The organism is Arsenophonus sp. aPb (assembly GCF_029873475.1).
Classification (GTDB): Bacteria; Pseudomonadota; Gammaproteobacteria; order Enterobacterales; family Enterobacteriaceae; genus Arsenophonus.
Map to the genome: position 1 here is coordinate 2,961,799 of NZ_CP123499.1, position 17,476 is coordinate 2,979,274.

31 protein-coding genes are annotated in these 17,476 nt (G+C 41.2%); 5 read left to right on the forward strand and 26 right to left on the reverse strand.

Annotated elements, in window-relative coordinates; genetic code table 11:
* Positions 1-115: 115 nt before the first annotated feature.
* The 5 genes from def (at position 116) to mscL (ending at position 4,879) form a co-directional block, all read left to right on the forward strand.
* Positions 116-631 carry a peptide deformylase gene (gene def / locus QE177_RS13270; protein ID WP_280550353.1) on the forward strand — a complete coding sequence of 172 codons (516 nt, stop codon included), beginning with the start codon at positions 116-118 and terminating at the stop codon, positions 629-631.
* A gap of 32 nt (positions 632-663) precedes the next feature.
* Positions 664-1,635, forward strand: coding sequence for a methionyl-tRNA formyltransferase (gene fmt / locus QE177_RS13275; RefSeq protein WP_280550355.1), 972 nt, complete (start codon positions 664-666; stop codon positions 1,633-1,635).
* A 50-nt stretch (positions 1,636-1,685) separates the two neighbouring features.
* Complete coding sequence (rsmB, locus tag QE177_RS13280) at positions 1,686-2,966, forward strand: 16S rRNA (cytosine(967)-C(5))-methyltransferase RsmB (RefSeq protein ID WP_280550357.1); 1,281 nt, start codon at positions 1,686-1,688, stop codon at positions 2,964-2,966.
* Between the two features lie 49 nt (positions 2,967-3,015).
* The gene (trkA, locus tag QE177_RS13285; RefSeq protein ID WP_280550359.1) at positions 3,016-4,392 is read left to right on the forward strand and encodes a Trk system potassium transporter TrkA; all 1,377 of its coding nucleotides are present in this window, start codon (positions 3,016-3,018) and stop codon (positions 4,390-4,392) included.
* 88 nt (positions 4,393-4,480) lie between these two features.
* Positions 4,481-4,879: a large-conductance mechanosensitive channel protein MscL gene (gene mscL / locus QE177_RS13290; RefSeq protein WP_280550361.1), complete on the forward strand. Its 399-nt coding sequence runs from the start codon at positions 4,481-4,483 to the stop codon at positions 4,877-4,879.
* A 31-nt stretch (positions 4,880-4,910) separates the two neighbouring features.
* Here the strand turns inward: mscL and QE177_RS13295 are convergent, their stop codons facing one another.
* From QE177_RS13295 to rplB, 26 genes are all read right to left on the reverse strand, one after another.
* Entirely contained in the window at positions 4,911-5,084 is a 174-nt protein-coding gene (locus tag QE177_RS13295; protein WP_280550363.1) for a ribosome alternative rescue factor ArfA, read from the reverse strand.
* Positions 5,085-5,162: 78 nt separating this feature from the next.
* The gene (zntR, locus tag QE177_RS13300; RefSeq protein WP_280550365.1) at positions 5,163-5,576 is read right to left on the reverse strand and encodes a Zn(2+)-responsive transcriptional regulator; all 414 of its coding nucleotides are present in this window, start codon (positions 5,574-5,576) and stop codon (positions 5,163-5,165) included.
* A 121-nt stretch (positions 5,577-5,697) separates the two neighbouring features.
* A complete protein-coding gene (rplQ, locus tag QE177_RS13305; protein WP_280550367.1) occupies positions 5,698-6,087 on the reverse strand; it encodes a 50S ribosomal protein L17 in 390 nt (129 codons plus the stop codon).
* Positions 6,088-6,124: 37 nt separating this feature from the next.
* Positions 6,125-7,114: a DNA-directed RNA polymerase subunit alpha gene (rpoA, locus tag QE177_RS13310; protein ID WP_026823156.1), complete on the reverse strand. Its 990-nt coding sequence runs from the start codon at positions 7,112-7,114 to the stop codon at positions 6,125-6,127.
* Positions 7,115-7,139: 25 nt separating this feature from the next.
* On the reverse strand, positions 7,140-7,760 hold the full coding sequence (gene rpsD, locus QE177_RS13315; protein WP_026823157.1) for a 30S ribosomal protein S4: 621 nt from the start codon (positions 7,758-7,760) through the stop codon (positions 7,140-7,142).
* A gap of 35 nt (positions 7,761-7,795) precedes the next feature.
* Complete coding sequence (gene rpsK, locus QE177_RS13320) at positions 7,796-8,185, reverse strand: 30S ribosomal protein S11 (RefSeq protein WP_002919257.1); 390 nt, start codon at positions 8,183-8,185, stop codon at positions 7,796-7,798.
* A gap of 16 nt (positions 8,186-8,201) precedes the next feature.
* Entirely contained in the window at positions 8,202-8,558 is a 357-nt protein-coding gene (rpsM, locus tag QE177_RS13325; RefSeq protein ID WP_026823158.1) for a 30S ribosomal protein S13, read from the reverse strand.
* A 147-nt stretch (positions 8,559-8,705) separates the two neighbouring features.
* Positions 8,706-8,822: a 50S ribosomal protein L36 gene (rpmJ, locus tag QE177_RS13330; RefSeq protein ID WP_026823159.1), complete on the reverse strand. Its 117-nt coding sequence runs from the start codon at positions 8,820-8,822 to the stop codon at positions 8,706-8,708.
* A gap of 43 nt (positions 8,823-8,865) precedes the next feature.
* Positions 8,866-10,191 (reverse strand): preprotein translocase subunit SecY, encoded by a 1,326-nt coding sequence (secY, locus tag QE177_RS13335; protein WP_032116396.1) that lies wholly within the window; start codon positions 10,189-10,191, stop codon positions 8,866-8,868.
* A gap of 7 nt (positions 10,192-10,198) precedes the next feature.
* The gene (gene rplO / locus QE177_RS13340; protein ID WP_026823161.1) at positions 10,199-10,633 is read right to left on the reverse strand and encodes a 50S ribosomal protein L15; all 435 of its coding nucleotides are present in this window, start codon (positions 10,631-10,633) and stop codon (positions 10,199-10,201) included.
* Between the two features lie 3 nt (positions 10,634-10,636).
* Positions 10,637-10,816, reverse strand: coding sequence for a 50S ribosomal protein L30 (gene rpmD, locus QE177_RS13345; protein ID WP_026823162.1), 180 nt, complete (start codon positions 10,814-10,816; stop codon positions 10,637-10,639).
* 6 nt (positions 10,817-10,822) lie between these two features.
* On the reverse strand, positions 10,823-11,323 hold the full coding sequence (gene rpsE, locus QE177_RS13350; protein ID WP_026823163.1) for a 30S ribosomal protein S5: 501 nt from the start codon (positions 11,321-11,323) through the stop codon (positions 10,823-10,825).
* Positions 11,324-11,337: 14 nt separating this feature from the next.
* Entirely contained in the window at positions 11,338-11,691 is a 354-nt protein-coding gene (rplR, locus tag QE177_RS13355; protein ID WP_280550379.1) for a 50S ribosomal protein L18, read from the reverse strand.
* A 9-nt stretch (positions 11,692-11,700) separates the two neighbouring features.
* A complete protein-coding gene (gene rplF / locus QE177_RS13360; protein WP_026823165.1) occupies positions 11,701-12,234 on the reverse strand; it encodes a 50S ribosomal protein L6 in 534 nt (177 codons plus the stop codon).
* A gap of 14 nt (positions 12,235-12,248) precedes the next feature.
* Positions 12,249-12,641 carry a 30S ribosomal protein S8 gene (gene rpsH, locus QE177_RS13365; RefSeq protein WP_026823166.1) on the reverse strand — a complete coding sequence of 131 codons (393 nt, stop codon included), beginning with the start codon at positions 12,639-12,641 and terminating at the stop codon, positions 12,249-12,251.
* A 33-nt stretch (positions 12,642-12,674) separates the two neighbouring features.
* Positions 12,675-12,980 carry a 30S ribosomal protein S14 gene (gene rpsN, locus QE177_RS13370; protein WP_026823167.1) on the reverse strand — a complete coding sequence of 102 codons (306 nt, stop codon included), beginning with the start codon at positions 12,978-12,980 and terminating at the stop codon, positions 12,675-12,677.
* A 12-nt stretch (positions 12,981-12,992) separates the two neighbouring features.
* Positions 12,993-13,532, reverse strand: a complete 540-nt coding sequence (gene rplE / locus QE177_RS13375; RefSeq protein WP_026823168.1) for a 50S ribosomal protein L5 — start codon at positions 13,530-13,532, stop codon at positions 12,993-12,995.
* A 15-nt stretch (positions 13,533-13,547) separates the two neighbouring features.
* The gene (rplX, locus tag QE177_RS13380; RefSeq protein ID WP_280550382.1) at positions 13,548-13,862 is read right to left on the reverse strand and encodes a 50S ribosomal protein L24; all 315 of its coding nucleotides are present in this window, start codon (positions 13,860-13,862) and stop codon (positions 13,548-13,550) included.
* A gap of 12 nt (positions 13,863-13,874) precedes the next feature.
* Positions 13,875-14,246, reverse strand: a complete 372-nt coding sequence (rplN, locus tag QE177_RS13385; protein WP_026823170.1) for a 50S ribosomal protein L14 — start codon at positions 14,244-14,246, stop codon at positions 13,875-13,877.
* Between the two features lie 180 nt (positions 14,247-14,426).
* A complete protein-coding gene (gene rpsQ / locus QE177_RS13390) occupies positions 14,427-14,681 on the reverse strand; it encodes a 30S ribosomal protein S17 (protein ID WP_026823171.1) in 255 nt (84 codons plus the stop codon).
* Entirely contained in the window at positions 14,681-14,872 is a 192-nt protein-coding gene (gene rpmC / locus QE177_RS13395; protein WP_280550384.1) for a 50S ribosomal protein L29, read from the reverse strand. Before rpmC ends, rpsQ begins: the two co-directional genes overlap by 1 nt.
* A complete protein-coding gene (rplP, locus tag QE177_RS13400; RefSeq protein ID WP_032116388.1) occupies positions 14,872-15,282 on the reverse strand; it encodes a 50S ribosomal protein L16 in 411 nt (136 codons plus the stop codon). Before rplP ends, rpmC begins: the two co-directional genes overlap by 1 nt.
* A complete protein-coding gene (gene rpsC, locus QE177_RS13405) occupies positions 15,282-15,992 on the reverse strand; it encodes a 30S ribosomal protein S3 (RefSeq protein WP_032116387.1) in 711 nt (236 codons plus the stop codon). The genes rplP and rpsC overlap by 1 nt, the downstream gene beginning before the upstream one ends.
* A 17-nt stretch (positions 15,993-16,009) precedes the next feature.
* Positions 16,010-16,342: a 50S ribosomal protein L22 gene (gene rplV, locus QE177_RS13410; protein ID WP_026823175.1), complete on the reverse strand. Its 333-nt coding sequence runs from the start codon at positions 16,340-16,342 to the stop codon at positions 16,010-16,012.
* Between the two features lie 14 nt (positions 16,343-16,356).
* The gene (gene rpsS, locus QE177_RS13415) at positions 16,357-16,635 is read right to left on the reverse strand and encodes a 30S ribosomal protein S19 (protein ID WP_026823176.1); all 279 of its coding nucleotides are present in this window, start codon (positions 16,633-16,635) and stop codon (positions 16,357-16,359) included.
* Between the two features lie 14 nt (positions 16,636-16,649).
* Entirely contained in the window at positions 16,650-17,474 is an 825-nt protein-coding gene (gene rplB, locus QE177_RS13420) for a 50S ribosomal protein L2 (RefSeq protein ID WP_280550387.1), read from the reverse strand.
* Positions 17,475-17,476: the final 2 nt, after the last annotated feature.

A 17,476-nucleotide genomic window follows, 5' to 3' on the forward strand; every position in this document is an offset into this window, starting at 1 on the left:
GACTTCATTGGCAATTAGTGTGTTTCATTTATAACCAATACTGTCAATCATAACGAGAAATGTCTAGAATAGGTATTAAATAACTTTCACTTTTTGGATATAGCTTTAAACATTTATGTCAGTATTAAATATATTACATTACCCAGATGAACGTCTTCGCAAAATTGCAGAACCGGTAAAAAAAGTTGATGCAGAAATACAACGTATCGTGAATGATATGTTTGAAACGATGTATGAAGAAGAAGGTATTGGTTTAGCCGCAACACAGGTTAATATTCATCAAAGAATTATTGTTATTGATGTTTCAGAATCTCGTAATGAAAGATTGGTACTTATAAATCCCGTTATCTTAGAAACATCTGGTGAAACGGGAATAGAAGAAGGTTGTCTTTCTGTACCGGAACAACGTGCATTCGTACCTCGTGCTAAATGGGTCAAAATTAAAGCCTTAGATGTCAATGGTAAAGAGTTCGAATTAGAAACAGATGATCTACTTGCTATCTGTATTCAACATGAAATAGACCATCTTAATGGCAAATTATTTATTGACTATCTTTCTGCGTTAAAACGCCAACGCATTAGGCAAAAAATTGAAAAGCTTGAACGTCTAAAAGCTAAAACAAAGAATTGATATTTTTCATATTTTAATATAGGGATCTTTACGTGTCAGACTGTCTACGAATCATTTTTGCCGGCACCCCTGATTTTGCAGCACAACATTTAGCTGCATTACTCAGTTTCAAGGATAAGTACCAAATAGTTGGCGTTTTGACACAACCAGATAAACCAGCTGGAAGAGGGCGAAAACTCGCATCAAGCCCAGTAAAAATGCTAGCCGAAAAAGCGAATATTGCTGTCTTCCAGCCAACAACACTAAAAACAGCAGAAAGTCAGCGCTGGATTGAAAATAAACATGCTGATGTGATGGTAGTTGTCGCATATGGCCTAATTTTACCTGAAGTTGTATTAAATATGCTACCAATCGGTTGTTTAAATGTTCATGGATCACTACTACCTCGCTGGAGAGGTGCAGCGCCAATTCAACGCTCAATTTGGGCTGGTGATAAAGAAACAGGTATTACAATTATGCAAATGGATAGTGGTCTAGATACCGGGGATATGCTCTATAAAGTAAGTTGCCCCATTGAACTAAAAGATACCAGCGCAACATTGTATCAAAAACTTGCAAAAATTGGCCCTACTGCACTCTTACATACTCTTAGTTTAGTAGCATCAGATCAAGCAAAACCAGAAAAGCAAAATAATATATTTGCTACCTATGCTGAAAAACTGAGTAAAGATGAAGCATTAATTGATTGGACACTTTCGGCTGAACAAATTGAACGATGTATCCGGGCATTTAATCCTTGGCCAGTAAGTTATTTTATTTTTGCAGATCAACTCATTAAAGTATGGTATGCCGAAGTCATTTATCATGAGATTGACTCATCCCCTGGAACAATTTTAAGTGCCGATAAAACAGGAATTAAAGTGGCAACCGGGAAAGGTATTTTAAACATTTTAAAAATACAACCGGCCGGTAAAAAAATAATGTTAGTTTGTGATTTTCTAAACTCTCGTCACGGATTGTTTATTCCTGGCAGAATAATAAATTCACCATTGCAACAAAATTAAAAAATAAATTTCTTGCTTGCATTTATAATTAGTAGGTAATTATATTTAACATGAATAAAAAATATAACCTTAGAAGCATTTGTGCCCAAGTCATTGCCCAGGTTATTGATCAAAAACAATCATTAAGCACTGTACTTCCCGAATGGCAAAAAAATATATCAGATAAAGATAAATCACTTTTACAAGAACTCAGTTTTGGTGTACTTAGAGTGTTACCTTTATTGGAATGGTTTATTCAACAATTAATAACTAAGCCATTAAAAGGTAAACAACGAATTATTCATTATCTTATTATGGTAGGAATTTACCAACTTCGTTTTACTCGCATTCCCCCCCATGCCGCACTAGCAGAAACTGTTGATGGAGCTATCACCCTGAAACTCCCTCAATTAAAAGGCTTAATTAATGGTGTATTAAGACAATTTCAACGGCAAGAACAAATATTAAATGAAAAAGTCAATAATAATGCAAACAATTATTTACATCCCAAATGGCTTTTAGAAAAAATTCAGCAAGTTTATCCTGCTCAATGGAAAGAGATTCTTGAAGCCAATAACCAAAAACCACCTATGTGGTTAAGAGTAAATCAATTATATCATTCTACTCATGATTATCTAATGCTATTACAACAAGCGGGTATAGAGGCCAGTTTAAGTAATGACAGTAAATTTGCTATCAAATTACAAAAACCATGCGCGATTAACAAATTACCAGGATTTGACCAAGGTTGGGTAACAATTCAAGATCTATCTGCTCAACGATGCGTTGAATTATTAGCGCCTAAAAATGGTGAATATATTCTTGATCTTTGTGCAGCTCCAGGTGGTAAGACAACTTATATACTCGAACTTGCGCCAAAAGCTGACGTTTTAGCGGTTGATATTGATGAACTACGAATAAAACGTATCCAAGAAAATCTTAATCGACTAAAATTACATGCAAGAGTTATTGTTGGTGATGGGCGTAAACCACTCGAATGGATATCAGGTGCGAAATTTGATCGTATATTGCTAGATGCACCTTGCTCTGCGACAGGTGTCATTCGTAGGCATCCAGATATAAAATGGCTTAGAAAACCGACAGATATCCCGCAATTGGTCAAATTACAATATGAAATTCTTGAGGCTATCTGGCCTTACTTAAAAACCAATGGCACACTAGTTTATGCTACTTGCTCTATTTTACCGGATGAAAACAAAGAACAAATAAAGAAATTTCTTTCTCATCATCCAGAAGCATCTTTAAATAACAATATGGAACTAGGCCAACAAATATTACCCACTCAACGGGGAGGAGATGGTTTCTTTTATGCTTCTCTAATAAAAAATTAACACTACTATTTTGAATACATACTCAATCTGGCAGTGAGATAAAAATATAATGAAAATTATCATATTAGGTGCAGGACAAGTTGGTGGAACTCTTGCAGAAAATTTAGTTGATGAAAATAACGATATTACTATCGTAGATACTAATACTGAACGTTTACGCCAGTTACAGGATAAATTTGATCTAAGAGTTGTCAGTGGGCATGGCTCATACCCTAGGATCCTAAGGGAAGCCGGAGCTGAAGATGCTGATATGCTTGTCGCTGTAACAAATTCAGATGAAACTAATATGATTGCATGCCAAATCGCTTATTCTCTTTTTAACACGCCAAATAAAGTTGCTAGAATACGCGCATCTGAATATATCAAAGAAACTGAAAAACTTTTTACCCCTGATCACATACCGATTGATTACCTTATTTCACCTGAGCAGCTTGTTATTGATTATATTTATAAATTAATCCAATACCCTGGTGCACTTCAGGTTGTTAACTTTGCAAGTGGCAAAGTAAGTATTGTTGCAGCAAAAGCCTACTATGGAGGTTCATTAGTAGGTAATTCCCTTTCAAATTTACGTGAGCACTTACCCCATATTGATACCCGAATTGCTGCTATATTTCGTCAAGATAGACCTATTCGACCACAGGGATCCACAATAATTGAAGCAGGTGATGAAATCTTCTTTGTTGTAGCTACTGAGCATATTCGTGCTGTCATGAGTGAACTACAACGTCTAGAAAAACCCTATAAGCGAATTATGATAGTGGGTGGTGGTAATGTTGGTGCAGGTTTAGCAAAACAGCTAGAAAAAGATTACAGTGTTAAATTAATCGAACGTGATCAAGAAAGAGCAACTGAATTAGCCGAACTATTACATGATACAATCGTGTTTTATGGTGATGCTTCAGATCAAGAGCTACTAGCGGAAGAACATATCGAGCAAACAGATGTTTTTATAGCACTGACTAATGATGATGAAGCCAATATTATGTCAGCTATGTTAGCTAAAAAAATGGGCGCTAAGAAAGTGATGGTTCTTATTCAACGTTCTGCTTATGTTGATCTTGTACAAGGAGGAGTCATTGATATCGCTATATCACCTCAACAAGCAACAATTTCAGCTTTACTAGGACATGTTCGTAAAGCGGATATAATTAATGTTTCATCCCTGCGTAAAGGTGTTGCTGAAGCGATCGAAGCCATTGCTCACGGTGATGAGAACACATCCAAAGTTGTCGGTAGAAAAATTTCAGAAATAAAACTTCCTCCTGGTACAATTATTGGTGCTATTGTTCGTGATGATGAAGTCATCATTGCTAATAGTTATCATATTATTGAACAAGATGATCACATCATTATGTTCATTACTGATAAAAAGCATGTTCCTGAAGTAGAAAAGATCTTCCAACCTAGCCCATTCTTTTTGTAAAAATTTTGATAGAAATATATTAATAGATATTATAATTTAAACATTCTTATAAATTTTACGTTCTATTTTGATTAATGGTGAGGAGACTATGAGCTTTTTAAAAGAGTTCCGTGAATTTGCAATGAAAGGCAACGTTATTGATCTAGCTGTAGGTGTTATTATTGGTGCAGCATTTGGCAAAATTGTTTCTTCACTTGTTGCAGATATTATTATGCCGCCGCTCGGATTACTTATCGGAGGTATTGATTTTAAGCAATTTCATTTTGTCTTAAGAGAAGCCCACGATAACATACCCGCTGTTATTATGAATTATGGTGTCTTTATTCAAAATGTTTTTGATTTTCTTATCGTCGCTATAGCAATTTTTGTTGCGATAAAACTTATAAATAAATTGCGTCGGGAAAAAGAAGAAGCACCTGCAGCAGCACCAACTAAAGAAGTCACACTATTAACTGAAATACGTGATTTATTAAAAAAACAAAAATAATAAAACGAGTGAGTTAGTGATAATAAATTTTTTAATTAATCATCACTAACTCACTAGTTAGCACTTTATTATGTTTGATTTTTCGCTGATAACTCCCTTTTCCTTTTTTATTTTTTTCAATCCTTTGCCTATATAAAGGATCATGCAGTATAGCTTCTACTGCACTCTTCTTTATGATGCCTCGTTTATGCTGATAATTTGCCATAGCAAATGCTCCAATATCAATTACTTCTATTAATAGATTACCTATAAAATTTGATTTTATCTAAAACTGATATGCCATTTAATGTTTATTGGCGCCTTGTTCTAGGATCTCTAAAATTGAACATCCAGTACTAACATGTTTACTACCACAACAAGCGGCACTAAGCATTTTTAATGAATCCTTCATTCTCTCCATCTCTATAATTTTAATTTCGATTTCCCGCAAGCGAGCATCTACAATATTTTTCGATTCCTGGCACGTATGATGAGAGGGATCAATGCGAATAGACAATAATTCTGAGATTGATTCCAAAGTAAATCCTAACTGCTTAGCATAACGAATAAAACGTAAACGTTGTAAATCTTTTTTGCTATAAAGACGATAGCCGCTTTCTGTACGATTAGGGCGTTCCATTAACCCTTGTTTTTCATAGAAACGAATTGTGTCTGTAGTAACATCTGCTAACTTAGCTAATTTACCTATCTGATACATAAATACCTCTTATATATTTATAAATATCATTCACTATGATAGCAAACTATGAAACGACAAAAAGTTAATTTTAGATAATAAAAAACCGGGATTAATCCCGGTTTTTTATGTAATTGCAAATTTACTCTGCAGTTACTTCTGCTTGAGACTCAACAGTACGATCAACAAGCTCGATGTAAGCCATCGGCGCATTGTCACCGGCACGGAAGCCACACTTCATAATACGAGTATAACCACCTGCACGGCTCGCGAAACGCGGTCCAAGTTCATTAAATAATTTTGCCACGATCTCATTATCACGAGTACGGGCAAATGCCAGACGACGATTAGCTACGCTGTCGGTCTTGGCAAGAGTAATCAGTGGCTCAACGACACGGCGCAACTCTTTCGCCTTTGGTAAAGTTGTCTTGATAATCTCATGACGAACTAAAGAGCCAGCCATATTACGAAACATAGCTTGGCGGTGGCTACTATTGCGGTTCAATTGACGACCACTCTTACGATGGCGCATGACCTTATCCTTCTCAGTAAAACCTTAACCTGTGATCTCATTCATCAGCAATACTTGCTGGAGGCCAATTTTCTAGACGCATGCCTAGCGATAAACCTCTTGATGCCAAAACATCCTTAATTTCAGTAAGTGATTTTTTACCAAGATTAGGCGTTTTAAGCAACTCAACTTCAGTGCGCTGAACCAAATCACCGATGTAGTGGATAGCTTCTGCTTTTAAACAGTTAGCAGAGCGGACAGTCAATTCCAGATCGTCAACTGCACGCAGCAGAATCGGATCGAACTCTGGCTTCTCATCTTTGACTTCAACCTTAGCAACATCGCGCAAATCAACGAAAGCTTCGAGTTGTTCAGCCAAGATAGTTGCTGCTCGACGAATCGCCTCTTCTGGATCGATTGTGCCGTTAGTCTCCATCTCGATAACCAGTTTATCCAAATCAGTGCGTTGTTCTACACGCGTCGCTTCAACATTGTAGGCAATACGCTCTACAGGGCTATAGCATGCGTCAACTAATAAACGACCGATTGGGCGCTCATCTTCTTCCGAATGAATACGGGCAGAAGCCGGTACATACCCACGACCACGCTGTACTTTAATACGCATATTAATAGCAGCGCTTTCATCAGTTAGATGGCAGATAACATGTTGCGGCTTGACGATTTCGATATCATCATTAGGGGTGATATCGGCGGCAGTCACAGGGCCAATTCCAGATTTATTCAAGGTCAGAATAACTTCATCTTTACCGTGAACTTTTACCGCCAGCCCTTTCAGGTTAAGGAGAATCTCTAGGATATCTTCTTGCACACCTTCTTTAGTGCTGTACTCATGCAGTACACCATCAATTTCAACCTCGGTCACAGCACAACCCGGCATAGACGAAAGCAAAATACGGCGTAGTGCGTTACCAAGAGTATGGCCAAAGCCACGTTCTAACGGTTCAAGGGTTACCTTGGCGTGAGTCGAACTAATTTGCTCGATATCAACCAGGCGCGGTTTAAGAAACTCTGTCACAGAACCCTGCATTGTGTCCTCTCTTTGGTACTAAGCTTTACTTAGAGTAAAGCTCGACGATCAGGTGTTCGTTAATGTCAGCAGACAGATCAGCACGTTCAGGAATACGTTTGAACACACCTTCCATCTTAGCAGCATCAACTTCCAGCCAACTTGGCTTCTCACGCTGTTCAGCAAGCTCTAAAGCAGCCTTAATACGAGACTGTTTTTTTGCTTTTTCACGAACGCTGATAACGTCATTCGGGGAAACCTGATAAGAAGCAATATTAACAACTTGACCATTTACCATGATAGCTTTATGGCTGACCATCTGACGTGCTTCCGCGCGTGTTGCGCCAAAGCCCATACGATAAACAGTATTATCTAAACGACCTTCAAGCAAATTCAACAGATTTTCGCCCGTATTGCCTTTCAATCGCGTTGCTTCTTTATAATAGTTACGGAATTGACGTTCTAGAACACCGTAAATACGACGAACTTTTTGTTTCTCACGTAACTGAACACCATAATCAGATAGACGCGGTTTACGTGCGCCATGCTGTCCAGGTGCCTGTTCTAATTTACACTTGGTGTCAATCGCGCGAACGCCAGACTTAAGAAAAAGATCTGTACCCTCGCGACGGCTCAGCTTGAGCTTAGGACCCAAATATCTAGCCATTTTCTTTCTCCAACAATCCTAAAAACGTAACGTAATTAAACACGACGTTTCTTCGGTGGACGACAACCGTTATGAGGGATCGGAGTCACATCAGTAATGTTAGTAATGCGGAAACCAGCCGCATTTAACGCACGGATAGTTGACTCACGGCCAGGACCAGGTCCTTTAACCATAACTTCTAAGTTTTTGATTCCGTACTCTTTCACTGCTTCAGCACAGCGTTCTGCTGCAACTTGAGCGGCAAACGGAGTAGACTTACGAGAACCACGAAAACCAGAACCACCTGCGGTTGCCCAACCCAATGCATTACCTTGACGATCAGTAATAGTAACAATTGTGTTGTTAAAAGAAGCATGGATATGAGCCACACCGTCTGAAACTTGTTTTCTTACACGCTTACGTGCACGAATAGGTGCTTTTGCCATTATTTAATACCCCGACTTATTTCTTGATCGGCTTACGTGGGCCCTTGCGGGTACGCGCATTAGTCTTAGTACGCTGACCACGCACAGGAAGACCACGGCGGTGACGTAAACCACGATAGCAACCAAGATCCATTAGGCGCTTGATGCTTAGGGTAACTTCACGACGCAAATCACCTTCAACAATGTATTTAGCAACTTCGTCACGTAACTTGTCGATTTGCTCTTCAGACAGCTCACTGATCTTAACATGCTCAGCAATACCACTTGCTGCGCAGATTGACTGCGAGCGAGTTTTGCCAATGCCGTAAATCGATGTTAATGCGATTACGGTATGTTTATGATCAGGAATGTTAATGCCTGCTATACGGGCCACTATGCACTCCTAAAGTTAAATACTGCATAACTGTGCTGAAAAGCCCGCTTTCAGGATACTCAAACAGTTATACATTTTTTAGATAAAAAGTTTGGCTGGCTAATTTAGCCAGCTCAACTCAACTTTGCAAGAAAAAAATGCTTTTTCTTAACCTTGACGCTGTTTATGTCTTGGTTCAACGCTGCAAATCACACGAACACTACCATTACGTTTAATGATTTTACAGTTACGGCATAATTTCTTGACTGAAGCACGAACTTTCATTTTTACTCTCCGTAACTTCTAAAGCAAATTAATTTAAAAGCAATTATTTACCTTTAAGATTTGCTTTTTTCAATGCAGACTCATATTGACTAGACATCATAAGAGTTTGCACTTGAGCCATAAAGTCCATAATAACGACGACGACAATTAGAAGTGAAGTACCACCAAAATAGAATGGAACTTTCATTGCGTCACGCATGAACTCCGGGATTAAGCAAATAAAAGTAATGTACAATGCACCTACTAATGTTAGGCGCGTCATTACTTTGTCAATATACTTGGCCGTTTGCTCTCCCGGACGAATTCCTGGTACAAATGCACCGGACTTCTTCAGGTTATCTGCTGTTTCTCTCGGATTAAAAACTAATGCCGTATAAAAGAAACAGAAGAAGATGATTGCAGATGCATAAAGTAACACATAAAGCGGTTGTCCTGGCTGCAAATACATTGAAATAGCTGTCAGCCAACCCCAACCTGTTCCATCACCAAACCAGGAAGCTATTGTACCTGGGAACAGTATAATACTGGAAGCAAAAATTGCAGGAATAACACCTGCCATATTTACTTTTAATGGTAAATGTGTGCTTTGTGCAGCATAAATGCGACGACCTTGTTGACGTTTTGCGTAGTTCACCACTATACGACGCTGGCCACGCTCCATAAAAACAACAAAATAAGTCACAGCAAATACTAAAACTGCAATCAACAACAACAGGAGGAAGTGCAAATCGCCTTGCCGAGCTTGTTCAATGGTATGGCCGATAGCCGGCGGGAGCCCCGCAACGATACCTGCAAAGATAATGATAGAGATACCGTTTCCAATACCCCTTTCAGTAATTTGCTCGCCTAGCCACATCAAAAACATTGTTCCTGTCACTAAACTAACAACAGCCGTGAAATAAAACGGAAATCCAGGATTGATTACTAGCCCCTGCATTCCGGCCATATTGGGTAAACCTGTCGCAATACCAATAGATTGGAATATCGCTAATACCAAAGTACCATAACGCGTATATTGACTAATTTTACGACGACCGGCTTCCCCTTCCTTCTTAATCTCTGCTAACCGTGGATTAACTACTGTCAGTAATTGGACAATAATTGATGCCGAAATATACGGCATAATTCCCAACGCAAAGATAGAAGCACGACTAAGCGCACCACCAGAAAACATATTAAACATTTCAATGATGGTGCCTCTTTGCTGTTCAAGCAATTTGGCAAGCACAGTGGCATCAATACCAGGAATAGGAATAAAAGAACCAATACGGAAAACAATCAGCGCCCCAATTACAAACAAAAGCCTGCGTTTAAGTTCGCCTATGCCACCTTTAGCACTTTGAAAATCTAAACCTGGTTGTTTCGCCATCTGTAACTTATTCCTCGATTTTACCGCCAGCGGCTTCAATTGCAGTCCGTGCACCTTTTGTTACACGAAGACCACGTACAGTAACTGGACGATTAACTTCACCAGAAAGAATAACTTTCGCATATTCTATTTGAATGCCAACTATATTAGCAGCTTTCAGCGTATTTAGATCAATGACATCGCCTTCAACTTTAGCAAAGTCTGACAAACGAACTTCTGCAGTAATCATTGCTTTACGTGAAGTAAAACCAAATTTTGGTAAACGACGATACAAAGGCATCTGACCGCCTTCAAAACCACGACGTACGCCACCGCCAGAACGAGACTTCTGACCTTTGTGACCACGTCCGCCAGTTTTACCTAAACCGGAACCAATACCGCGACCTACGCGTTTAGGTGCATGTTTAGCACCTTCAGCTGGAGACAGAGTATTTAAGCGCATCTGTTACTCCTCAACTTTAACCATGTAGGAAACCAAATTGATCATGCCGCGGATCGCTGGTGTATCTTCACGTTCTACAGTATGACCGATACGACGCAGACCTAAACCGGTCAATGTTGCCTTATGTTTTGGCAAACGACCAATAGAACTGCGAACTTGTGTAATTTTAATAGTCTTAGCCATGGTCCATTACCCCAGAATTTCTTCGACGGATTTACCACGCTTAGCTGCGACCATTTCTGGAGACTTCATACTGTCTAAAGCATCCAGCGTTGCACGAACAACATTAATTGGGTTCGTGGAACCATAGGTTTTAGCCAGTACGTTATGAACACCGGCAACTTCCAATACAGCGCGCATTGCACCACCTGCGATAATACCCGTACCTTCATGAGCAGGTTGCATAAACACACGAGAACCTGTGTGAGCACCTTTTACAGGATGATACAAAGTACCGTTATTGAGAGCGACGTTTTTCATATTGCGACGGGCTTTTTCCATCGCTTTCTGGATTGCTGCCGGAACTTCGCGTGCCTTACCATAGCCAAAACCAACACGACCGTTACCATCACCAACTACAGTTAGTGCAGTAAAACTAAAAATACGGCCACCTTTAACAGTTTTAGCTACACGATTTACCGCGATCAGCTTTTCCTGCAGTTCGCCAGCTTGTTTTTCGATGTGAGCCATCTTACACCTCTACCTTAGAACTGAAGGCCAGCTTCACGGGCAGCATCTGCCAGTGCCTGGACTCGACCATGATATTGGAAACCAGAGCGGTCAAAAGCAACTTCTTTGATGCCTTTTTCCAGCGCGCGCTCAGCAATTAATTTGCCAACTACTGCTGCTGCTTCTTTGTTTCCTGTGTATTTTACTTGCTCATTGATAGTTTTTTCTATAGTAGAAGCAACCACCAAAGTTTCAGAACCGTTTGGTGCAATAACCTGCGCATAAATATGACGAGGGGTACGGTGTACCACCAAGCGCGTTGCACCCAGTTCATGGAGTTTGCGGCGTGCGCGGGTCGCACGACGGATACGAGCTACTTTCTTATCCATAGTGTTACCTTACTTCTTCTTAGCCTCTTTAGTACGCACGATTTCATCGGCGTAACGAACACCTTTACCTTTATAAGGTTCAGGACGACGGTAAGCACGCAATTCTGCTGCAACTTGGCCAATTGCCTGTTTATCTGCACCTTCCAACACAATTTCAGTCTGTGAAGGACATTTTGCAGTAATACCTGCTGGCAGCGCATGCTCAACCGGATGAGAGAAACCTAAAGACAAACTTACAGTATTGCCTTTAATAGCTGCACGATAACCGACACCAACCAGCTGAAGTTTCTTAGTGAAGCCTTCGGTAACACCAATAACCATTGCATTCAATAAAGAACGCGCAGTACCCGCTTGTGCCCATGCATCAGCAAAACCTTCGCGAGGTGCAAACGTTAATTGATTATCAGCATGTTTGACTTCAACAGCTTTATGGATTGTACGAGTAAGCTCGCCATTTTTACCTTTAATCGCTATATCCTGACCGTCAAGTTTAACTTCTACGCCGGCAGGAATGACGACAGGTGCTTTTGCCACACGAGACATTCTTTCCTCCCGAATTAAGCTACGTAGCAGAGAATTTCGCCACCTAAACCTGCTTGGCGAGCTGCACGATCAGTCATGACACCTTTAGAAGTAGAAATAATAGCAATGCCTAAACCAGCCATAACCTGTGGTAGCTCATCTTTTTTCTTATAGATGCGCAAACTTGGGCGGCTTACACGCTGAATGCTTTCTACAACAGCCTTACCTTGGAAATATTTCAATGTAATTTCCAATGTTGGCTTGATGTCGCCTTCAATTTTGTAATCTTCTATATAACCTTCTTCCTTAAGCACTGTAGCAATCGCCACTTTTAGCTTAGCGGAAGGCATGTTGACCGCAGCTTTATTAGCGGCCTGACCGTTACGGATACGGGTTAGCATATCCGCGATGGGATCTTGCATGCTCATCTGTCTTTACTCCCGTGATTCAATTGGTGATAATTACCAGCTAGCCTTTTTAAGGCCCGGAATTTCACCGCGCATAGCGGATTCACGGACTTTAATACGGCTTAGACCAAATTTCCGCAGAAAACCATGCGGACGCCCAGTTTGACGACAGCGGTTGCGTCGACGAGAAGGGCTGGAATCACGTGGCAGCGTTTGCAGCTTCAGAACAGCATTCCAACGATCTTCATCAGATGTATTCACATCAGAAATAATAGCTTTCAATTCTGTGCGCTTTGCAAAGAATTTTTCAGCTAATTTTGCACGTTTCACATCACGTGCTTTCATTGATTGTTTAGCCATGAATACCCTGCCTTACTTACGGAACGGAAAGTTAAACGCCATCAACAGTGCAAGACCTTCATCATCTGATTTCGCAGTAGTGGTGATAGTAATATCTAAACCACGTACACGATCCACTTTATCATAATCGATTTCAGGAAAGATGATTTGTTCACGTACACCCATGCTGTAGTTACCACGACCATCAAATGATTTTGTGGATAAACCACGGAAATCACGGATACGTGGTACAGCAATAAAAATCAGACGCTCAAAGAATTCCCACATACGTTCGCCACGCAGGGTCACTTTACAGCCGATTGGATAGCCCTGACGGATTTTGAAGCCTGCAACAGATTTGCGCGCTTTGGTGATAAATGGTTTTTGCCCTGTTATTGCCGCTAAATCAGCAGCTGCATTATCAAGCAGCTTTTTATCAGCAACAGCTTCACCAACACCCATGTTCAGGGTGATCTTCTCGACCCGAGGGACTTGCATGACAGAATTGTAGCCAAACTGAGTCATCAGCTTTTGGACTACCTCGTCTTTGTAGTAATCATGCAGTTTCGCCATCGTATACTCCAAAAATTACTTAATAGTTTCACTATTAGATTTGAAGAAACGCACTTTTTTGCCGTCTTCAATTCTAAAACCTATTCGGTCAGCCTTGCCAGTTGTCACATTAAAGATTGCAACGTTAGAAACATCAATTGCTGCTTCTTTTTCGACGATGCCACCTGGTTGATTCAGAGCCGGAACAGGCTTCTGATGTTTCTTAACCAGATTAATCCCTTCAACAATGACTTTACCAGAAGAAAGAACCTGTTTTACTTTACCGCGCTTGCCTTTATCTTTGCCAGCTAACACGATAACTTCGTCATCACGACGGATTTTCGCTGCCATTGTGCCCGCTCCTTAGAGTACTTCTGGTGCCAGAGAGATAATTTTCATAAACTTCTCAGTACGAAGTTCACGAGTTACCGGCCCAAAAATACGCGTACCGATAACTTGCTCACTTGTATTGTTTAACAACACACAAGCATTGCCATCGAAGCGAATGACAGAACCGTCAGGGCGACGAACACCCTTCTTGGTGCGCACCACTACCGCTTTCAGGACATCACCTTTTTTCACCTTACCGCGTGGAATTGCTTCTTTAACAGTAATTTTGATGATATCACCTACATCTGCGTAGCGACGGTGCGAGCCACCTAGAACCTTGATACACATTACGCGACGTGCGCCGGAGTTGTCGGCTACGTTCAGCATAGTCTGTTCTTGGATCATTTTAGTGCTCCGCTAAATGTCAACTACAACTAAGCCGCTTCTTATATAAATTGAAGAGGCAGTACAATTACCCATACATGAGGGCGCAGCATTATAACACCACATCATCAATATGGACAGAAAAAATAAACGGCCGCTTTGATTAAGAGCCGCTTATTCTATTATGAAATGGCTATCCTATTACAGAACAGCTTTTTCTACAACGCGAACAAGTGTCCATGACTTTGTTTTGGACAGTGGGCGGGTTTCACGGATTTCCACTAGATCACCGATACCACATTCATTGTTCTCGTCATGTACATGCAATTTGGTCGTACGACGGATAAACTTACCATATAAAGGATGTTTTACCATACGCTCAATAGCAACGACAATAGATTTCTCCATCTTATCGCTAGTTACACGACCTTGCAAAGTACGGATTTTATCGCTCATTACGCACCCGCCTTTTCAGTCAATAAAGTCTTAACGCGTGCAATATCACGACGTACTTGTTTCAACAGGTGAGACTGTTGCAGCTGTCCACTTGCTGCCTGCATACTCAAGTTAAATTGCTCACGTAGCAGATTAAGCAGTTCAGTGTTCAACTCTTCAACGCTTTTTTCGCGCAGCTCTTGTGCTTTCATTACATCACCGTCTTAGTTACAAAGGTGGTTTTGATAGGCAGTTTTGCTGCTGCCAACTTGAATGCTTCACGAGCTAGCTCTTCTGGAACACCGTCCATTTCATAAAGAACTTTGCCAGGTTGGATCAAGGCAACCCAATACTCTACGTTACCTTTACCTTTACCCATACGCACTTCAAGTGGCTTTTCAGTAATAGGTTTATCTGGGAACACACGGATCCAGATTTTACCCTGACGCTTAACTGCACGGGTCATGGCACGACGTGCCGCTTCAATCTGACGTGCAGTCAGACGTCCACGACCTACTGCCTTCAGACCGAAAGTGCCGAAGCTAACATCCGTACCCGCAGCCAGACCGCGATTGCGACCTTTATGCATTTTACGGAATTTCGTACGCTTTGGTTGTAACATCAGCGACTCTCCTTGCGGCCTTTACGCTGCTGCTTTTTAGGTTGAACTGTCGGTTTCTCTACCTGTTCAACAGCAGCCATACCACCTAGAATCTCACCTTTGAAGATCCATACTTTAACGCCGAGTACACCATAAGTGGTGTGCGCTTCTGCAGTGTTATAATCGATATCAGCACGCAAAGTGTGCAACGGCACACGGCCTTCACGATACCACTCAGTACGTGCAATTTCAGCGCCGCCTAAACGACCACTGACTTCCACTTTTATGCCTTTTGCACCTAGACGCATAGCATTTTGTACCGCACGTTTCATAGCTCGACGGAACATAACACGACGTTCCAGCTGTGAAGCGATACTATCAGCCACTAATTTAGCATCTAGTTCAGGCTTACGTACTTCAGCAATATTGATTTGCGCAGGAACACCAGCAATATCTGCTACTGTCTTACGCAGTTTCTCGACATCTTCACCTTTTTTACCGATAACGATACCAGGACGAGCGGTGTGAATAGTTACACGGATGCTCTTCGCAGGACGTTCGATAACGATACGTGAAATAGATGCCTTTGCCAGTTCTTTATTCAAATACTGGCGTACTTTAAAATCGCTGTCTAGGTTGTCAGCGAATTCTTTTGTATTCGCATACCAAGTAGAGTTCCAAGGTTTGACAATACCCAGGCGAATACCATTAGGATGTACTTTCTGACCCATTGCTAGTCTCCAGAGTCTCAGCGATCGGACACAACCACAGTAATGTGGCTGGTGCGCTTCAAAATACGATCTGCACGGCCTTTCGCGCGAGGCATGATGCGTTTCATAGTTGGACCTTCGTTAACGAAAATTTTCGTAACTTTTAAGTCATCAATATCAGCACCATCGTTGTGCTCGGCGTTAGCGATAGCAGACTCAAGTACTTTCTTCACTAAACCAGCAGCTTTCTTGTTGGTATAGTTCAGAATTTCCAGAGCTTGCGACACTTTCTTACCGCGAATCAGATCAGCCACTAAACGAACCTTCTGAGCAGAAGAACGAGCGTGGCGATGCATAGCGATAGTTTCCATCTCTTCCTCCTACCTTAACGTTTCTTGGCCTTTTTATCGGCCGCATGGCCGCGATAAGTACGGGTCGGCGCGAATTCACCCAATTTATGACCAACCATTTCGTCGGTAACATAAACTGGAACATGCTGACGACCATTATGGACAGCGATGGTCAAACCGATCATGTTAGGAAAGATCGTTGAACGACGGGACCAAGTCTTGAGAGGCTTTTTGTCTCCGCTTTCCACCGCTTTCTCTACCTTCTTCAGCAAGTGCAGGTCAATAAAAGGACCTTTCTTGAGAGAACGTGGCATGGTTTATCCTCTAATTATTTTTTAGAACGGTGACGTACGATATATTTATCAGTACGCTTATTGCTACGGGTCTTCTTACCTTTGGTTTGAACGCCCCAAGGTGTTACAGGGTGTTTACCAAAGTTACGACCTTCACCACCACCATGTGGATGGTCTACTGGGTTCATCGCTGTACCACGAACGGTAGGGCGAATTCCACGCCAGCGGCTAGCACCAGCTTTACCCAGAACACGTAGCATATGCTCCGCATTACCAACTTCACCTAATGTTGCACGGCAATCAGAAAGTACTTTACGCATTTCGCCAGAACGTAGACGGATAGTTACATAACTACCATCACGTGCAACGATTTGCACATAAGCACCAGCTGAACGAGCCAACTGACCGCCTTTACCTGGTTTAAGCTCAACATTATGAACTGTTGAACCGACAGGAATGTTACGCATAGGTAAAGCATTACCTGCTTTAATTGCTGTATCTACACCAGACTGAATTTGGTCACCAGCTTTTAAGCCTTTTGGTGCCAGAATATAGCGACGTTCTCCATCTTTATAGAGAACTAATGCAATATTCGCAGAACGGTTTGGATCATATTCCAGACGCTCAACAGTAGCAGCAATACCATCTTTATTACGTTTAAAGTCAATCAGACGATAATGCTGCTTGTGACCACCACCAATATGACGCGTAGTAATACGGCCATTATTGTTACGTCCACCGGTTTTATTGCTTTTTTCTAGCAACGGAGCATAAGGTTTACCCTTATGCAGCTCAGGGTTAACCACTTTAACTACGTGGCGACGGCCCGGAGACGTAGGTTTACATTTAACAACTGCCATTG

What these genes read in the sequence shown, in the direction of transcription:
- def (WP_280550353.1), top strand. Translation starts at nt 116, where the DNA reads ATGTCAGTATTAAATATATTACATTACCCAGATGAACGTCTTCGCAAA.
- rsmB (WP_280550357.1), top strand. Translation starts at nt 1,686, where the DNA reads ATGAATAAAAAATATAACCTTAGAAGCATTTGTGCCCAAGTCATTGCC.
- trkA (WP_280550359.1), top strand. Translation starts at nt 3,016, where the DNA reads ATGAAAATTATCATATTAGGTGCAGGACAAGTTGGTGGAACTCTTGCA.
- mscL (WP_280550361.1), top strand. Translation starts at nt 4,481, where the DNA reads ATGAGCTTTTTAAAAGAGTTCCGTGAATTTGCAATGAAAGGCAACGTT.
- QE177_RS13295 (WP_280550363.1), bottom strand. Translation starts at nt 5,084, where the DNA reads ATGGCAAATTATCAGCATAAACGAGGCATCATAAAGAAGAGTGCAGTA.
- zntR (WP_280550365.1), bottom strand. Translation starts at nt 5,576, where the DNA reads ATGTATCAGATAGGTAAATTAGCTAAGTTAGCAGATGTTACTACAGAC.
- rplQ (WP_280550367.1), bottom strand. Translation starts at nt 6,087, where the DNA reads ATGCGCCATCGTAAGAGTGGTCGTCAATTGAACCGCAATAGTAGCCAC.
- rpoA (WP_026823156.1), bottom strand. Translation starts at nt 7,114, where the DNA reads ATGCAGGGTTCTGTGACAGAGTTTCTTAAACCGCGCCTGGTTGATATC.
- rpsD (WP_026823157.1), bottom strand. Translation starts at nt 7,760, where the DNA reads ATGGCTAGATATTTGGGTCCTAAGCTCAAGCTGAGCCGTCGCGAGGGT.
- rpsK (WP_002919257.1), bottom strand. Translation starts at nt 8,185, where the DNA reads ATGGCAAAAGCACCTATTCGTGCACGTAAGCGTGTAAGAAAACAAGTT.
- rpmJ (WP_026823159.1), bottom strand. Translation starts at nt 8,822, where the DNA reads ATGAAAGTTCGTGCTTCAGTCAAGAAATTATGCCGTAACTGTAAAATC.
- secY (WP_032116396.1), bottom strand. Translation starts at nt 10,191, where the DNA reads ATGGCGAAACAACCAGGTTTAGATTTTCAAAGTGCTAAAGGTGGCATA.
- rplO (WP_026823161.1), bottom strand. Translation starts at nt 10,633, where the DNA reads ATGCGCTTAAATACTCTGTCTCCAGCTGAAGGTGCTAAACATGCACCT.
- rpmD (WP_026823162.1), bottom strand. Translation starts at nt 10,816, where the DNA reads ATGGCTAAGACTATTAAAATTACACAAGTTCGCAGTTCTATTGGTCGT.
- rpsE (WP_026823163.1), bottom strand. Translation starts at nt 11,323, where the DNA reads ATGGCTCACATCGAAAAACAAGCTGGCGAACTGCAGGAAAAGCTGATC.
- rplR (WP_280550379.1), bottom strand. Translation starts at nt 11,691, where the DNA reads ATGGATAAGAAAGTAGCTCGTATCCGTCGTGCGACCCGCGCACGCCGC.
- rplF (WP_026823165.1), bottom strand. Translation starts at nt 12,234, where the DNA reads ATGTCTCGTGTGGCAAAAGCACCTGTCGTCATTCCTGCCGGCGTAGAA.
- rpsH (WP_026823166.1), bottom strand. Translation starts at nt 12,641, where the DNA reads ATGAGCATGCAAGATCCCATCGCGGATATGCTAACCCGTATCCGTAAC.
- rpsN (WP_026823167.1), bottom strand. Translation starts at nt 12,980, where the DNA reads ATGGCTAAACAATCAATGAAAGCACGTGATGTGAAACGTGCAAAATTA.
- rplE (WP_026823168.1), bottom strand. Translation starts at nt 13,532, where the DNA reads ATGGCGAAACTGCATGATTACTACAAAGACGAGGTAGTCCAAAAGCTG.
- rplX (WP_280550382.1), bottom strand. Translation starts at nt 13,862, where the DNA reads ATGGCAGCGAAAATCCGTCGTGATGACGAAGTTATCGTGTTAGCTGGC.
- rplN (WP_026823170.1), bottom strand. Translation starts at nt 14,246, where the DNA reads ATGATCCAAGAACAGACTATGCTGAACGTAGCCGACAACTCCGGCGCA.
- rpsQ (WP_026823171.1), bottom strand. Translation starts at nt 14,681, where the DNA reads ATGAGCGATAAAATCCGTACTTTGCAAGGTCGTGTAACTAGCGATAAG.
- rpmC (WP_280550384.1), bottom strand. Translation starts at nt 14,872, where the DNA reads ATGAAAGCACAAGAGCTGCGCGAAAAAAGCGTTGAAGAGTTGAACACT.
- rplP (WP_032116388.1), bottom strand. Translation starts at nt 15,282, where the DNA reads ATGTTACAACCAAAGCGTACGAAATTCCGTAAAATGCATAAAGGTCGC.
- rpsC (WP_032116387.1), bottom strand. Translation starts at nt 15,992, where the DNA reads ATGGGTCAGAAAGTACATCCTAATGGTATTCGCCTGGGTATTGTCAAA.
- rplV (WP_026823175.1), bottom strand. Translation starts at nt 16,342, where the DNA reads ATGGAAACTATCGCTATGCATCGCCACGCTCGTTCTTCTGCTCAGAAG.
- rpsS (WP_026823176.1), bottom strand. Translation starts at nt 16,635, where the DNA reads ATGCCACGTTCTCTCAAGAAAGGTCCTTTTATTGACCTGCACTTGCTG.
- rplB (WP_280550387.1), bottom strand. Translation starts at nt 17,474, where the DNA reads ATGGCAGTTGTTAAATGTAAACCTACGTCTCCGGGCCGTCGCCACGTA.